We start from the raw sequence: 14,761 nt of genomic DNA on the forward strand, positions 1-14,761 counted from the left end.
TAAGGCGCCGATGGGCTTCAATCTCGGCGACGACAGCACGGACAGGTCCGGCGACAAGGGCAAGAGCCTGCGCCGCGGCTGGACCACGGGCGCCTGCGCGACCGCGGCCACGAAAGCCGCACTCACCGCGCTTCTGGCCGACGAGTTCCCCGATCCGGTGACGATCACCCTGCCCAAGGGCGAAACGCCGGCATTCGCGCTCAACCGCACGGAGCGGACCGGCTCCCGCGCGATGGCCGCGATCATCAAGGACGCCGGCGACGATCCCGACGTCACCCATCTGGCCGAGATCATCGCGACCGTCTGCTTCGGCGCTCCCGGCTCCGGCATCGTGTTCCGCGCGGGGTCCGGCGTCGGCACGGTGACCCGCGAAGGCCTGCCCATCGCGCCGGGCGAACCGGCGATCAATCCGGTGCCGCGACAGATGATGCGCGCCGTGGTCGAGACGCTCTGCGGGGAACATGGCCGCCCCGCCGACATCGAGATCACCCTGTCGGTCACCGACGGCGAGGAACTGGCTGCCAGAACCTGGAACCCGCGCCTCGGCATCGTCGGCGGCCTGTCGATCCTCGGTACGACGGGGATCGTCCATCCCTTCTCCTGCTCGGCCTGGATCCACTCCATCCATCGCGGCATCGACGTCGCCCGCGCCGCCGGGCTCGATCATGTCGTCGGCGCCACCGGCTCGGCCAGCGAGGATGCGGCGCGGCGCCTTTATCCGGATCTGCCGGAAATCGCCTTTCTCGACATGGGCGACTTCGCCGGCGGGCTCCTCAAATATCTGCGCGCCCATCAGGTGCCGCGCGTGACCATCGCCGGCGGCTTCGCCAAGCTGACCAAGCTGGCGCAGGGCGCGATGGACCTGCATTCGGGCCGCAGCCAGGTGGATTTCGCCTTCCTCGCCGGGCTGGCTGAGGAACTGGCCCCCGACAGGGGCGCGCCGTTGCGCCCTGCGATCCTCGCTGCCAACACCGCCAAGGCGGTGCTCGACCTCTGCGCGGACCGGAACATCGATCTCGCTGCGGCCGTCGCCATGCGGGCACGCGACAGCGCCGCCGCCATCCTGCGCGGCGCGCCCGTCACGGCGCAGATCATCGTCGTCGACCGGGCGGGAGGCGTGATTGCCCGCACCGCCTGAGACGATCCTGGTCCTCGGCGGGACCGCGGAGGCGAACCTCCTGGTAAGCCGGCTTTCGAAGGCGGCACGAGCGCCACGCATCATACTGTCGCTCGCCGGCCGGACGGCCGCGCCGATCCTGCCGCCGGGCTGCGAGATCCGCATCGGCGGCTTCGGCGGCGCCGATGGGCTTGCGGCCTTCCTGCGGGAGACGGGCGTCACCTGGCTGGTTGACGCGACGCATCCCTTTGCCGCCGGCATCTCGCGCAATGCGGCGAAGGCTGCAGACAATGCCGCCGTGCCGCGGATCGCGCTCGTCCGCCCGGCCTGGGAAATGCGGCCCGGCGACCACTGGATCGCGGTGGATTGTCTGGGCGCGGCGCGCGATGCGCTGCCGAAGGGTGCCCGGCCCTTCCTCGCCCTCGGGCGCCAGCACCTGGCGCCCTTTGCCCATCGCCCGGATCTGACGCCCGTCGTGCGCATGATCGACGCGCCGGAGCCGCTCGCCTTTGCCGCCGAGATCGTGCTCGGTAGGCCGTCGGCCGATCCGCATGCAGAGGCCGCACTGATGAGCGAATGCGCCATCACCCATCTCGTCTGCCGCAATTCCGGTGGTGCGGCCTCATATGCCAAGGTTGCAGCTGCCCGCACATTGGGCTTGCCCGTGGTGATGATCGCGCGGCCGCCGGCCCCGCCGCCGCCGCTGGCCGGTTCCGTCGACGCGGTTCTGGCGCTCCTCGGCATCGACGCCTAGACCGCGGCCTGCTTGCGCTTGGGCCGCAGCACATGGACATGGGCCGCGTCGTAGAGTCGGGAATCGATGAAGTCCTCGGCGCCCAGCGCCCGGCCGACGAAGATCAGCGCGGTCCGGGTCAGCTTGGCCTCGCGCGCCTTGCGGTGGATATCGCCCAGGGTGCCGTGGATGAAGGCCTCGTCGGGCCAGCCGACGCGATAGGCGATGATCGCCGGGCAGTCCTCGCCATAGGCGGGCAGCGGCAGGAGCTCGCGCTGGATATGTGGGATGTTGCGGACCGACAGATGGATCGCCATCGTCGCCCCGCTGCGGCCGAGAGTCGACAGTTCCTCGCCTTCCGGCATCTTCGAGGATTTCATCGCGGTGCGGGTGAGGATCACCGTCTGGCAGATCTCCGGAACGGTTAGTTCAGTCTGCAGTGCCGCCGCGGCGGCGGCAAAGGCCGGCACGCCGGGGGTGATGTCGAAGGGGATATCCAGCGCCTTCAGCCGGCGGATCTGCTCGGCGATGGCGCCGTAGAGGGACGGATCGCCCGAATGTACCCGCGCCACGTCCTCGCCGCGCCCATGGGCCGCCGCGATCTCGTCGATGATCTCGTCCAGCGTCATCGGCGCCGTGTCCAGGACACGTGCATCTGCCGGCGCGGCCTTCACCACCGCCTCGGGCACCAGCGAGCCGGCATAAAGGCACACCGGGCAGGCTTCGATCAGCCTCAGGCCGCGCACGGTGATAAGGTCGGGCGCGCCGGGCCCGGCGCCGATGAAATGGACGGTCATGCCGCGTCTTCCTTTGCTGGGGTCTCCGCCATGCCGGTGCCCGCCTTCCCGGCATAGCCGCGCGGCGTGTAGACCCATTGCCGGCCGTCGCCGCCGGTCACGGTCCGCGTGTCGGAAGAGCCGACGATCACCACCGTCAGCATGTCGACATCGTCGATGTCCAACGCGTCCAGGGGCACGATGCGCAGGCGTTCGCCGACGCGGCCGAGATTGGTGGCCAGGACCACCGGCGTATCGGCGGGGCGGTACTTCAGGAGTTCGTCGCGGGCAAAGGCCAGCTGGGTGCGCCGCTTGCGCGAAACGGGGTTGTAGAAGGCGATGACGAAGTCGCCCTCTGCGGCAGCCCGCACCCGGCGCCGGATGTCGTCCCAGGGCGTCAGCAGGTCGGACAGGGAGATGGTGCAGAAATCGTGGCCGAGCGGTGCGCCCGCGCGGGCGGCCGCCCCCTGCAGCGCGGAGATTCCCGGCGAGCATTCGATCCGGATGCGCCTCGCAGCAGCCGACACGCCGTACTTGTCGAGGAGTTCGAAGACCAGCGTCGCCATGGCATAGATGCCGGCATCGCCCGAGCAGACCAGCGCGACGTGGCGCCCCTCGCCCGCCAGTTCCATGGCGTGGCGCACCCGCGCCTCCTCCATGCCGAGGTCGAAATCATGGCGAATCTTGCCGTCGGCCAGCGGCCCGAGCAGATCGAGATAGAGCGAATAGCCGACGAGATCGCTCGCCGCGGCGACCATGTCGCTGACCTCAGGGGACCGCCACTCGCCGCCGCCCGGCCCGATGCCGACGACAAAGAGCCGGCCGCGCGCCCGGCCGAGATGGCTGACTTCCAGCGGCTGCGGTGCCTGAGCGAGCGCTGCGGTGACGCGGCGGATCTTGCGCTTGGCAAGGCGCAGAAACCCCTCGGCGCCGACGCAGGCGAGCGCCGCGCCCTCGGCGACCCCATGGCAGCCGGTCTCGGCGAAGACGATATCGGACGGCGTGGCAAGGCGCGGTGCCTCGGCCTCCAATTCGGCAGCCGAGAAGAACCGCGCCGGAACGCCGAAATGCGCCGCGACCGCATGAACCGCCGGCTCGTCGGCCTTCAGGTCGATGGAGGCGACAGCCGCCAGCGCCAGCGGGCTGACCCCGGCTTCGGCCAGCGTCGCCTCGGCCAGCGCGATCGCCTCTTCGGGCGGCGCATGGCGCTCGCTGCCGATGCCCAGAACCAGGCTTTGGGGCCGGTAGAGAAGTGCGCCTGGGTCCGGCGCGCCCGCCGCCACGCTGGCATGCAGACGAACGGCACCTTCCTCGGAGAAGGAAATCCGCGATGCGGCGAGCCAGCCCGCAGCAGCGGCCGCGTCGCCGTCCAGCCTGGCCTGCGCGCCGGCAAGCAGCGCGGCCATGGCGGGCTTGGCGTCCTGCGGATTTTCGAGGCGCCAGCCGGCCGGCGGCGCATCGAGCGCGACGTCGAAGCGCAGATCGCTGGCTGTCGTGACCGCCGCGAGACCCCCGAGTTCGGCCGCGATGGTCCGGGCCAGGTCGTTGGCGCCGTGATGGCCGCCGAGCAGCGGCACGGTGGCCGAGCCATCCTCGGCCACGGCGATCACGGGCGGCTCGGCCTGCTTGTCGGACAGGAGCGGTGCCAGGATGCGGATGAGCGCGCCGGCGGCCATCAGCGCGATGATCGGGCGACCGTCACGGAACAGCGCCTGCAGATGCGGGCCGGCGGCCTCGAAGCGGACTGGCGCGTCGGGGCAACGCGAAGCCGCGCCATGGATCTCGCCGCCCAGACACGCGGCAAGGCGATCGGCCAGCGGGCGCGCCGTATCGGACAGGATGATGACGGCCGGGCGCTTCATGTTGCGGGCTCCCGCCGCCCGACGACCGCATCGCGGATGCCGGGCTCGGTGCCGCGATAGCCGATGATCATCGAAAAATAAGGGGCGTCGCCCGTGGTTTCGGCCAGGGGCATGATCCGCTCCTCCGGCAGGGTCACGCGCTCGCAATAGGCGCAGGCTTGCGTCAGTTTCATCGTGTTCAGCAGAGCCTTCACGCGGCCGAAATGCCGGCCGAGCTTCATGATGGCAAAGGCATCGCAGGCCTCGATCCGCTCGCGCAGGGCGGCATCGTCGAGCGGTCCCGGGATCACTGTCAGCACGTCGTTGCGGGCGGCCAGCGGCCGCTGCGACGCAGCCGTCGCGGCCATCACCGAGGAGATGCCAGGCACGATCTCGACCGGAAAGCGGCCCGACAGGCGTTCGAACAGATACATGAAGGAGCCGTAGAAGAAGGGATCGCCCTCGCAGACGACCGCCACATCCTGGCCTGCGGTCAGGCGATCGCCGATGCGGGACGCGGCCTGGTCGTAGATCGCGGCAGCGGGAAAGCGCTCGGTGCGCATCGGCACGACGATGGCGATCTCCTCCTGCTCGCCGGTCAGGTGACCTGCGACGATGGACCGGGCAAAGCTCGTGCCATGGTCGGGCGCCGGATAGGCGATCACCGGCGCAGCCCGAAGAATGCGCAGCGCCTTCAGCGTCAGGAGTTCGGGATCGCCTGGCCCGACGCCGAGCCCGTAGAGGGTGCCCGGCGCGCTCACGCTCGCTCGCTCTTGGTCACATGCCAGTGAATGACCGGCATGGCGGGCCGGAAGCCCCGATAGGGGCCGACCTTCTCGGCCCGGTCCACCTGGATGCGCATCAGCTCGCCGCCGAGCCGCGCATGCAGGTCGAGCAGGATCACCTCGGATTCCAGCGTGACGGCGTGGGCCACCATACGGCCACCCGGCTTCAGCGCCGCCCAGGCGGCGTCGAACACGCCGTCGGTCAGGCCGCCGCCGATGAAGACCGCGTCGGGCGCCGGCAGGTCGGCAAAGGCGGCCGGCGCGGTGCCGGCAAGGATGCGGAGTTCGGGCACACCCAGCGCCTCGGCATTTTCGCGGATCATCGCCAGGCGCGCCTCGACCGGTTCGATGGCGATCGCGGCCATGCCTGGCGCCGTGCGCAGCCACTCCACCGAGATCGAGCCAGAGCCGGCACCGACATCCCAGAGGAGATGACCGGGCAGCGGCTGCAGGGCGGCAATGGCCAGGCCGCGCAGGACGCGCTTGGTCATCTTGCCGTCATGGACGAAGGCGTCGTCGGCCAGGCCCGGCACCAGCGGTCGCGGCTCGGCGGCGCGGCCGGGAAGGCATTCCACCGCCACGGTGTTCAGGTCGGCGATGCCCTCCAGATCGAAATCGGCCGCCACCGTCGCGCGAATCCGTTCGCGGGTCCCGCCGAGATGCTCGCAGACGATCATCCGGCTGGGCCCGTAGCCGCGGCCGGTGAGGAGCCGCGCCAGCTTCTGGGGCGAGCCGCCATCCTCGGAATAGATCAGCAGCCGGGCGCCGGGCGCCAGATGCCGCGCCACCGCCTCCAGCGGGCGACCGTGCACCGTCAGGCACTGGCAGTCGGCCAGCGGCCAGCAGAGCGAAGCGGCCGCGAGCTGGAAGGCCGAGGGCGCGGGCAATACCCGCATCTCGGCCGGATCGACATGGCGCGTCAGTGTCGCGCCGACGCCGAACCACATGGGGTCGCCCGTCGCCAGCACCACCGTCGGCGAGCCGGCGCAGGCCTGCAGCGCCACCATGGAATCGCCGAAGGGACGCTCCCATGCGATCTGCTGAGCGTCGAAATCGTCGAGCATCGCCAGATGGCGCTCACCGCCGAAGATGGTGTGGGCGGCACGCAGCGCGTCCAGCGCTTCCGACGACAGCGAGTCGAGCCCGCCATCGCCGATTCCCACCACCGTCAGCCAGGGCTGGGCCGTGTCGGACATGGCCTATTCGAGCCCCTGTGCCAGCGCATTGACGGCAGCGGCGGCCATGGCGCTGCCGCCGCGCCGGCCCGACAGGGTCACGAAGGGGATGCCACGCGGATCGCGCACCAGCTCGGCCTTGGATTCCGCCGCGCCGACGAAGCCGACCGGCAGACCGACGATCAGCGCCGGCCGCGCCGCGCCCTCGTCGATGCGCTCCAGAAGCCGGAACAGGGCGGTCGGCGCGTTGCCGATGGCCACGATCGCGCCGTCCATGACGTCGTTCCACAGATCGACCTGCGCGGCCGAACGGGTGGTGCCCTCGCGCTCGGCGATACGGCGCGTGCGCGGATCGTTCAGCCGGCAAACGATCTTGTTCTGGTGCGGCAGCCGCGCCGAGATGATGCCGTGGGACACCATTTCGGCGTCGCAGAGGATTGGCGCACCCCGGTCGAGCGCTGCGCGCCCGGCCTCGATCGCGTCCTCGGACAGGACCAGGTCGGAGACGATGTCCGGCATGCCGCAGGCGTGGACCAGCCGGATGGCGAGGTCATGGGCGGCCTCCGGCAGGTTCGACAGGTCGGCTTCGGCACGGATCAGCCGGAAGCTCTCGGCATAGATCGCCGCGGGATCGCGCAGGTAGTTGAGCCGCGATCCCGGCGCCACATAGGCGTCCGGTTCCTCTGCCGCGGTTTCCGCCAGCCGGTGGCCGAGACCGGCGATCCAGCCTTCCTCGCTCAGCACCCGCTCGCGCTCGGCTTCGGACAGGTCCGACGGCGCGGCCAGGAGTTCGCCGAAGCGGCCATCCGCGTCGAAGCGGGCGAAGATCTCGGCAAGCCCCTGCACCTGCGCCTCGTCGAGGCAGGATTTTTCGCCCCGTTCGATCGCCGCCAGGCTCGGATAGATCTCGGCCAGCACGATCGGCGCACCGAGATCGTCGGCAAAGCGCGTCTCGAACGGCCAGACGGAGACATGCTCGGCGAATTCGGGGTCGCGGCGCAGATGCTCCAGCCGGGCGATTCCGGTGATCGCCTGGCTGCCGACGCTGCCGGCAAACGCCAGTTTCCAGACGGGCTGGGCCTTGGCGGTGCGCTGTTCGGCCAGGCGCTTCTCGGGCAGCGCCGTCGGATAGGGCTCGGGCCGGGCGACGGGCAGGCCCGGCACTTCCTGGTGCATCGGCCGGCCCCAATACATCGGCGCGAAGGCCAGCGCCTCGCGGTTCAGCCGGCCGGTCACCTCGAAGCGGTTGGAGAAATTGTCGTCGCGGTCCTGCATCGCTTCGGCGAGGAAATGCCACAGGGCCCGCCAATCCGGCGTGCCGGCAATGGCGGCGGCGGCCCCGGCCGGGTAGCCGAAGGGAAAGTCGAAGCCGGCGAAGACGCGCTTGTTCTCGGCCAGCGAGTCCCGGAAGAACTGCCGCAGCATGGCCATCGCCGCCGAGCGGGTCGATGGATTAGCGGTCTCCAGAAGCCGCGTCTCGCCGCCCTCGCGCTCGGCAAAGGCGATCCAGATGGAATCCTTGCCGGTGGTCGGCGTGTTCGAAGCAGACCAGTCGACGATCGCGTAGCGGTCGAACAGCGGCGTCATCCGGTCCTCGTGAAGCTGGAGTGCGGCAATCCCTCAGGCCTTGCGCATCGAACGCGGCCCGAGCGGGTGGTCGGCATGGGGATAGGGATGATGGTGATGGTCGGCCGCCCCATGGGAATGGGAATGGTGGCCGTGCCCATGGGCATGGCCATGATCGTGTGCCGCATGGTGGGCATGGGAATCGTCGTGGGAATGCTCATGTCCATGGCCGTGCCCGTGATCGGCGGCTGTTTTATGGTCATGGGCGTGGGCCGGTGCGTGATCGACCGTCACGTTTCGGCAGGCCCCCGTGCAGACCGTGTCGCAGAGCGTGCAGTCGGCCGACGAGCCGACGCCTTCGACGTGATGGTGATGGCTCTCCTGCGCCAGACCCACCTCCGCCTCGAAGCCCAGCACCTGCTCACGGTACTTGCACATCTGGCAGTTCATGTTGTTGGTGCCCTCGAGGATTTCGCCGAGACGGTCGACGAAGGTCTCCACCACCAGATCGTGGGCGCCCAGATAGGGCGCCTTGAGGAACCGGATCTCCGGATGGGCCGCGGCCACGACGTCGGTCTGGTCGTAGATCCGCCGCACCAGGACACCGGTGAACAGGAAATACGGGAAGACGACGATGCGGCTGTAGCCGAGGCGGCTGGCATGCTCGAGGCCCGGTTCGACCAGCGGGAAGGTGACGCCGGAATAGACCGTCTCGCCCCAGCCGAAGCCGAGGCCTTCCCACAGCATCCGCATGACCTTGGCGACGTTGGAATTGGCGTCGGGGTCCGAGGCGCCGCGGCCCACTACCACCAGCATGGTGTCGTGCAGCTTGTCGCCCTCCTGCCAGCCATCGGCGCGCAGGCATTCCTTGATCCGCTCGCCGGCGGCGCGGATCATCTTCAGATCGACGCCGAGCTCGCGGCCATATTCGATGCGCAGGCCGTTGGCCGCGGCATAGGTGTTGAGGACGGACGGGATGTCGTTCTTGGCATGGCCCGCCGCGAACAGCATGCCCGGCAGGGCCAGCACGGTCTCGGCGCCCGAATCCTTCAGCTTGTCGAGACCGTCGCGAATGACCGGCTTGGCGAATTCCAGATAGCCATGCTCGACCGACCAGTCGGGCAGCCGGGTGCGCAGCTTCTCGGCAAGTCCCCCGAACTCGATCATCGCGCCCTGGTCGCGGCTGCCATGGCCGCAGAGCATCAAAGCCTTCATCGCCCCCGTTCCTCTCATCTCGAAGCCGGAGGAGCCGCGGCGGCCGGGGCCGGTCTGCGGTTCGGTCCGACAGCTCCGTCTTGGCCCCCTGCTTGGGTCGGCCGCACCGGAATGATTTCAGCCCGTCACGCGGGCACCGTCAGTTCACGTCATGGCCTAGACCGCAAGCCGCCCCGTCGTCAAACGAAGTGTTGGGGCGCGCCGGCAAGCTCGCTGCGCCGACACCCGGACAGCGGACGGCTTGACCGGCCGACGCGCCCTGCAGCGCCAGCTTGGGCGCGGCGGCGCACAAATGCTATTGCGGGCGGAACGCGGTCGCGCGCCTCATCCGCCGGCCCCGCCACGCAAGGATCTCCGCATGCCCCGGACCCCCGCCATCATGCTCCAGGGCACCGGATCGGATGTCGGCAAGACCGTGCTGGTGGCCGGACTCTGCCGGCTGTTCGCGCGGCGCGGCCTGGCGGTACGGCCGTTCAAGCCGCAGAACATGTCGAACAATGCCGCTGTCGCCCGCATCCCCGAAACCGGCGGCTTCGGCGAGATTGGCCGGGGGCAATGGCTGCAGGCGCTGGCCTGCGGCACACCGCCGACGGTTGACATGAACCCCGTGCTCCTGAAGCCGCAATCGGAGACCGGCAGCCAGATCGTCCTGCGCGGCCGCGTCGCCGGCGCGGCGAAGGGACGCGACTACCAGCGCCTGAAGGCCGGCTTTCTCGACACGGTGCTGGACAGTTTCGCGCGCCTGTCCGCCGAGGCCGATCTCGTCATCGTCGAGGGTGCGGGCTCGCCGGCCGAGATCAATCTGCGGGCCAACGACATCGCCAACATGGGCTTTGCCACGGCCGCGGACTTGCCGGTGATCCTCGTCGGCGACATCGACCGCGGCGGCGTCATCGCATCCCTGGTCGGCACCCACGCGATCCTGCCGGAGGCCGACCGGCGCCAGGTCGTCGGCTTCCTTATCAACAAGTTTCGCGGCGACGTGTCACTGTTCGACGAGGGGCTGGCGGCGATCACCGACTTCACCGGCTGGCCGAGCCTCGGCGTGGTGCCGCATCTGGCGGCGGCGGCGAAGCTGCCGGCCGAGGATTCGGTCGCGCTGGAGCGTCTGTCGTCGCCCGGCACCGATGGCCGGCGGCTGACCATCGCCGTGCCGCTGCTCGGACGGATCGCCAATTTCGACGATCTCGATCCGCTGAAGGCCGAGCCGGATGTCGAGGTGGTCTTCGTGCGACCCGGCGACAGGCTGCCGGTCCACGCCGCGCTGGTGCTGATCCCCGGCTCCAAATCCACCATCGCCGACCTTGCCGCCTTCCGCGCCCAAAGCTGGGACCGGGACCTGGCCGCCCATCATGCGCGCGGTGGCCATGTGGCGGGCCTGTGCGGCGGCTACCAGATGCTCGGCCGTGTGGTCCGCGATCCCCGCGGCATCGAGGGACCGGTGGGCGAAGCGCAGGGGCTGGGCCTCCTCGATGTCGAGACCGTCATGGAGCCGGAGAAGACCGTGCGCGAAGTCGCCGTCACGTCGCCCGACGGCGCGCCGCTCGACGGCTACGAGATCCACCTCGGCCGCACCATCGGGCCCGACTGCGCCCGGCCGGTCTGCCTCATCGACGGCGCGCCGGACGGCGCAACGTCGCCCGACGGCCGGGTCTTCGGGACCTATCTGCATGGGCTCTTCGGCGCCGATGGTTGGCGCCGCGATTTCCTCGCGCGATTCGGGCTCACCTCTACGGCTGGTTACCGCACGGGGGTCGAATCGGCGCTGGACGATATTGCGGAGGAGTTGGAGCAGGTCGTCGCCGTGGACAGGCTGCTCGACCTCGCCCGCAACCGCGGCGGAACCGGACCGGCTACCGCCCCGCGGCCCAGGCCTTGAACTTGTCGGCCCAGTCCCTGTGCCAGCGCGACAGTGGCGGACGGTTCTCGACAAGGTCGCCCGCCGCCCAGGCGATGCGCTTCTCGTCCATCTCGCGCGTCACCTCGCCATCCGGGCAAAGGATGTAGAAATCATCCGTGCCGAGCTTTTCCAGCATGAAGTCGGCGGTCTGTTCCGGCGTCCAGGCACCCTCGGGCTTCTCGACGCGGTCACCCCTGGTGAGCGGCGTGAAGACGAAGCCCGGCACCATCAGCCGTGCCTCGACCCGGCAACCTTCACGGTTGCGCAGATCGTGCTGCAGCGCCTCGGTGAAGGCCTTCAGTCCGGCCTTGGAGACGTTGTAGGCCGGATCGCCCGGCGGCGTGGTGATGCCCTGCTTGGAGCCGGTGACGACGATCAGGCCGGCCTCGCCGGCCGCGACCATCCGCTCGCCGAAGATCTGGGCGACCTGGATAGCGCCCTGCAGATTGACGCGCAGCACCGAATCCCAGGCGGGCTGCGGGCCGAAGATGCTGCTGCCCGGCTGGATGCCGGCATTGTCGAACAGGAGATGGATCGTGCCGAAGCGGCCGAACAGGTTCTTGGCCAGTGCCTCGACCGCGGCGCGGTCGGCGACATCGGTGTTCGAGGTGATGACCGTGCCCGACGGGCTTTCGGCGGCGACGGCCTCCTTGGCGGCGGCAAGCCGCTCCTCGATCCGGTCGACCAGGCAGACGGTCATGCCGGCTGCGGCGAAGCGCTTGGCGGCGGCCAGGCCGATGCCGGACGCGCCACCGGTGACGACTGCGACGTGGCCGTCTGCAATGACGGGATGGGTCATCGTGCGTTCCCTCTCACGGGGCATGGCAGGTGAAGTGGTCCTCCGCCGGGGCGGGCGGCGCCCTAACATCGTCACTTCGCGTCGATGCGCAAGGGGCGATGCGGTGCCGGTCCTCGGCGACTGTGCGGCGGTGCCGACGGCTCAGCCATGCAGCTTCAGGGCCGGGCCGCGCGCCGGGCTGATCACGTCGGCGACGATCGCCACGGTGCCGCGCAGCGGCCCCAGCACCGCCCATTGATGCTGGCGCTGCAAGGCGTGATAGGCGGCGGTGGCGAACTGGCCGGCGACATAGAAATCGTCCCGGCGGGCAAAGCCGATCAGGCCGACCGAGCCGGCGCGGCCCAGAGAGAGCAGCCTGCCCTTGTCGCGGAACACGAAGGGATCCGGCGTCCCGCCGACGATCGTCGCAGGGATGGCCGAGGCCAGATACTCGGCCTGCTGGCTGGCGCATTGTGCCGTCGGGGGCAGCGGCGTCTCGGCTCCGCGGGGCGTATGGCTCGCCGCGTCACCCAGAACGTAGATCGCCGGATCGACGGTGCTGCGCAGCCGATTGTCGACCACGATGCGGCCCTTGCGGTCCATCGTGAAGTCGGCCAGCGCCTCCAGGCAGGGATGGCCGACGAGCCCCGCCGCCCAGACGGCGATGTCGGCGGGCCAGCGCTGGCCGTCCGCGGTGCGCACGTCGTCTGCCGTCACCGCCGCGACCTTGGCGCCGGTCTCGACCGTGATGTCCAGTTCGCGCAGACGGTCGCTGACGCCCGCCCGCAGTTCCGCATTGGCGCCGGGCATCAGTTCGGGCGCCGCCTCCAGGATCGTCAGTTCCAGGAGCTTCCGGCGTTCGCCTGCGTCCGCCGGTTCGAAGAAGGCCTGTTCGGACAGGCGCAGATGGGCGGCGAGTTCGGTGCCGGTCGCGCCCGAACCGATGATGACGACGCGCGCCGGATCCGGGCCTTCGCGCGCCTCGATCATCGCGGCGATGAACAGCTCGCGGAATTCGTCGGCATCGGCCTTGGTGTCGAGCCGGATAGCGTGTTCGGCGACACCCTCGGTGCCGAAGTCCGTCGTGATGCCGCCCAGGGCGACGACGCAGACATCGTAGGCGACGGAGCGCGCGCGGGTCACCACGCGTCCGTCGCCATCATGGATGGCTGCGAGCCGCACGGTCTTGCCGGCCCGGTCGATCGCCTCGACGCTGCCCTGCTCGAAGCGGAAGCCGCGCATCCCGGCCAGCATGTAGAAGCTGATCTCCGCCAGGGTCGAATTCACCGTGCCGGCGGCAAATTCATGCAGGCGCGGTTTCCAAAGATGGGTGCTGACCGCATCGACCAGCGTCACCGCGCAGCGCCTGTCGGCGGCGAGCTTTGCGGCCAGTTCCAGGCCGCCGGCACCCCCACCGAGGATCAGGACGCGCGTCGGGCGCTCCGCCATGTCAGCCCGCCAGCCCGGTGAAGGCGTCCGGGAACAGCCCCACAAGACCGATGAAGATCAGATAGAGCGCCACGATGATGTTCAGGAGCCGCGGAATGACGAGGATGAGAACCCCGGCGATCAACGCGACGATCGGCTGGATGCTGACGATTTCCATGATGCTGTCCCTTCCATGGCAGATAGCCCGCCGCGAAAGATAGGACCGGCATCGCGTCAGGCCATGTACCAGCCGTGACTCGGCACGATGGACTGGCCGGTCAAGGCGTTGGAGCGGAAGCTGGCGAGGAACACCGCGATGTCGGCGACGTCCTCCATGGTGGTGAATTCCTGGTCCACCGTGGCGCCCAGCATGACCCGGTCGACGACCTCCTGTTCGGAGATGTTCAGGCTGGCGGCCTGTTGCGGGATCTGCTTCTCGACGAGCGGCGTCTTGACGAAGCCCGGACAGATGGTGTTGGCGCGCACGCCATGCCTGGCGCCTTCCTTGGCCATCACCCGGGCCAGGCCCAGAATGCCGTGCTTGGCGGCCACGTAGGCCGATTTCAGGGCCGACGCCTCGTGGCTGTGGACCGAGCCCATATAGATCAGCGACCCTGATTTCTGCGGGTACATATACTTCACGCAGGCCTTGGTCAGCAGGAAGGATCCGTCGAGATGGATCGCCACGAGCTTGCGGAACTCGGCATAGGGAAAGTCCTCGATCGGATGGACGATCTGGATGCCGGCATTGGAGACCATGGTGTCGATCCGTCCGAAACGGCTCGACACGGCGTCGACGCCGTCATTGACCGCCGCCTCGCTGGTGACGTCCATCTCGACCGCCATTGCCTCGGCGCCGGATTGCTCCAGCTCGCGGACCACGCGCCCGGCGCCCTCCCTGTCGATGTCGCAGATCGCCAGGCGCGCACCTTCCCGGGCGAAGCCGAGGGCGATCTGCCTGCCGATCCCCGATCCCGCGCCCGTGACGACCGCGACATTGCCCTGCATCTGCATGAGTTCACTCCACCGTTGTTGCGGCAGATAAGCCCGTCGAGGCGTGCAGTGCAACATGCACGCCTCGCCGCCGGTCGCGCCTGTCCTCAGGCGGCGACGGCGAGGCTCAGAACTCTTCCCAGCTTTCGTCGCGGGTCTGCGGGGACCGGGCCGCGCCGCCGGTGTCGGTGGTGCGCATCTGCACGACCGGGCGTGCGCCGCGGCGCTGCGGCTGGGCGTTGCGGGCCGCAGGGCGACCGGCATCCCCGGCGCTGGTGCGGAATTTCGCCATGGCGTGGGCCAGGTCTTCGGTCTCGTTGGTTAGGGTCTGGCTGGCAGCGGTGGCTTCCTCGACCATGGCGGCGTTCTGCTGGGTGACCTTGTCCATCTGGTCGGCCGCGCCGGAGACCTCCCGCAGGCTCGTCGCCTGTTCGCGGGCCGAGGCGGCGATGGT

Annotated in this window: 13 protein-coding genes and 1 pseudogene; 3 read left to right on the top strand and 11 right to left on the bottom strand. The window is 69.7% G+C overall.

Translation table 11 applies throughout. The features are described from left to right. The first annotated feature begins 10 nt into the window (after positions 1-10). A complete protein-coding gene (locus tag VQ042_RS05265) occupies positions 11-1,138 on the top strand; it encodes a cobalt-precorrin-5B (C(1))-methyltransferase (protein WP_331816310.1) in 1,128 nt (375 codons plus the stop codon). Next, entirely contained in the window at positions 1,122-1,871 is a 750-nt protein-coding gene (locus VQ042_RS05270; RefSeq protein ID WP_331816312.1) for a cobalt-precorrin-6A reductase, read from the top strand. The genes VQ042_RS05265 and VQ042_RS05270 overlap by 17 nt, the downstream gene beginning before the upstream one ends. Here the strand turns inward: VQ042_RS05270 and cobM are convergent. From cobM to VQ042_RS05300, 6 genes are read right to left on the bottom strand one after another with little or no spacing between them, the layout of a single operon-like run. Beyond that, on the bottom strand, positions 1,868-2,647 hold the full coding sequence (gene cobM / locus VQ042_RS05275) for a precorrin-4 C(11)-methyltransferase (RefSeq protein WP_331816314.1): 780 nt from the start codon (positions 2,645-2,647) through the stop codon (positions 1,868-1,870). The two genes, VQ042_RS05270 and cobM, sit on opposite strands and share 4 nt — an antisense overlap. Then, positions 2,644-4,488: a precorrin-3B C(17)-methyltransferase gene (gene cobJ / locus VQ042_RS05280; RefSeq protein ID WP_331816316.1), complete on the bottom strand. Its 1,845-nt coding sequence runs from the start codon at positions 4,486-4,488 to the stop codon at positions 2,644-2,646. Before cobJ ends, cobM begins: the two co-directional genes overlap by 4 nt. After that, positions 4,485-5,228, bottom strand: coding sequence for a precorrin-2 C(20)-methyltransferase (gene cobI / locus VQ042_RS05285; protein ID WP_331816318.1), 744 nt, complete (start codon positions 5,226-5,228; stop codon positions 4,485-4,487). Before cobI ends, cobJ begins: the two co-directional genes overlap by 4 nt. After that, positions 5,225-6,448, bottom strand: a complete 1,224-nt coding sequence (gene cbiE / locus VQ042_RS05290; RefSeq protein WP_331816320.1) for a precorrin-6y C5,15-methyltransferase (decarboxylating) subunit CbiE — start codon at positions 6,446-6,448, stop codon at positions 5,225-5,227. The genes cobI and cbiE overlap by 4 nt, the downstream gene beginning before the upstream one ends. A gap of 3 nt (positions 6,449-6,451) precedes the next feature. Continuing rightward, positions 6,452-8,014, bottom strand: a complete 1,563-nt coding sequence (locus tag VQ042_RS05295) for a precorrin-8X methylmutase (protein WP_331816322.1) — start codon at positions 8,012-8,014, stop codon at positions 6,452-6,454. A 33-nt stretch (positions 8,015-8,047) separates the two neighbouring features. Next, positions 8,048-9,208, bottom strand: a complete 1,161-nt coding sequence (locus VQ042_RS05300) for a sirohydrochlorin chelatase (RefSeq protein WP_331816324.1) — start codon at positions 9,206-9,208, stop codon at positions 8,048-8,050. A gap of 358 nt (positions 9,209-9,566) precedes the next feature. On the opposite strand from VQ042_RS05300, the gene VQ042_RS05305 reads away from it, so the two are divergent. Further along, positions 9,567-11,087, top strand: coding sequence for a cobyric acid synthase (locus VQ042_RS05305; protein WP_331816326.1), 1,521 nt, complete (start codon positions 9,567-9,569; stop codon positions 11,085-11,087). Here VQ042_RS05305 and VQ042_RS05310 read toward each other — a convergent pair. The 5 genes and pseudogenes from VQ042_RS05310 to VQ042_RS05330 form a co-directional block, all read right to left on the bottom strand. Further along, positions 11,062-11,907 (bottom strand): SDR family NAD(P)-dependent oxidoreductase, encoded by an 846-nt coding sequence (locus tag VQ042_RS05310; protein ID WP_331816328.1) that lies wholly within the window; start codon positions 11,905-11,907, stop codon positions 11,062-11,064. The genes VQ042_RS05305 and VQ042_RS05310 overlap by 26 nt on opposite strands. A gap of 141 nt (positions 11,908-12,048) precedes the next feature. After that, positions 12,049-13,335, bottom strand: coding sequence for an NAD(P)/FAD-dependent oxidoreductase (locus VQ042_RS05315; protein WP_331816330.1), 1,287 nt, complete (start codon positions 13,333-13,335; stop codon positions 12,049-12,051). A 1-nt stretch (position 13,336) separates the two neighbouring features. Next, positions 13,337-13,492, bottom strand: coding sequence for a DUF3096 domain-containing protein (locus tag VQ042_RS05320; protein WP_331816332.1), 156 nt, complete (start codon positions 13,490-13,492; stop codon positions 13,337-13,339). 56 nt (positions 13,493-13,548) lie between these two features. After that, positions 13,549-14,328, bottom strand: a complete 780-nt coding sequence (locus tag VQ042_RS05325; RefSeq protein ID WP_331816334.1) for a 3-hydroxybutyrate dehydrogenase — start codon at positions 14,326-14,328, stop codon at positions 13,549-13,551. A 106-nt stretch (positions 14,329-14,434) separates the two neighbouring features. Beyond that, positions 14,435-14,761, bottom strand: a pseudogene (locus tag VQ042_RS05330) (methyl-accepting chemotaxis protein); the annotation flags it as partial.

This window comes from Aurantimonas sp. A2-1-M11 (genome assembly GCF_036549475.1).
Classification (GTDB): domain Bacteria; phylum Pseudomonadota; class Alphaproteobacteria; order Rhizobiales; family Rhizobiaceae; genus Aurantimonas.

Coding starts and splice junctions, on each gene's coding strand:
- cbiE (WP_331816320.1), bottom strand. CDS start 6,448: ATGTCCGACACGGCCCAGCCCTGGCTGACGGTGGTGGGAATCGGCGAT.
- VQ042_RS05305 (WP_331816326.1), top strand. CDS start 9,567: ATGCCCCGGACCCCCGCCATCATGCTCCAGGGCACCGGATCGGATGTC.
- VQ042_RS05320 (WP_331816332.1), bottom strand. CDS start 13,492: ATGGAAATCGTCAGCATCCAGCCGATCGTCGCGTTGATCGCCGGGGTT.
- VQ042_RS05310 (WP_331816328.1), bottom strand. CDS start 11,907: ATGACCCATCCCGTCATTGCAGACGGCCACGTCGCAGTCGTCACCGGT.
- cobJ (WP_331816316.1), bottom strand. CDS start 4,488: ATGAAGCGCCCGGCCGTCATCATCCTGTCCGATACGGCGCGCCCGCTG.
- VQ042_RS05315 (WP_331816330.1), bottom strand. CDS start 13,335: ATGGCGGAGCGCCCGACGCGCGTCCTGATCCTCGGTGGGGGTGCCGGC.
- cobM (WP_331816314.1), bottom strand. CDS start 2,647: ATGACCGTCCATTTCATCGGCGCCGGGCCCGGCGCGCCCGACCTTATC.
- VQ042_RS05265 (WP_331816310.1), top strand. CDS start 11: ATGGGCTTCAATCTCGGCGACGACAGCACGGACAGGTCCGGCGACAAG.
- VQ042_RS05325 (WP_331816334.1), bottom strand. CDS start 14,328: ATGCAGATGCAGGGCAATGTCGCGGTCGTCACGGGCGCGGGATCGGGG.
- VQ042_RS05300 (WP_331816324.1), bottom strand. CDS start 9,208: ATGAAGGCTTTGATGCTCTGCGGCCATGGCAGCCGCGACCAGGGCGCG.
- VQ042_RS05295 (WP_331816322.1), bottom strand. CDS start 8,014: ATGACGCCGCTGTTCGACCGCTACGCGATCGTCGACTGGTCTGCTTCG.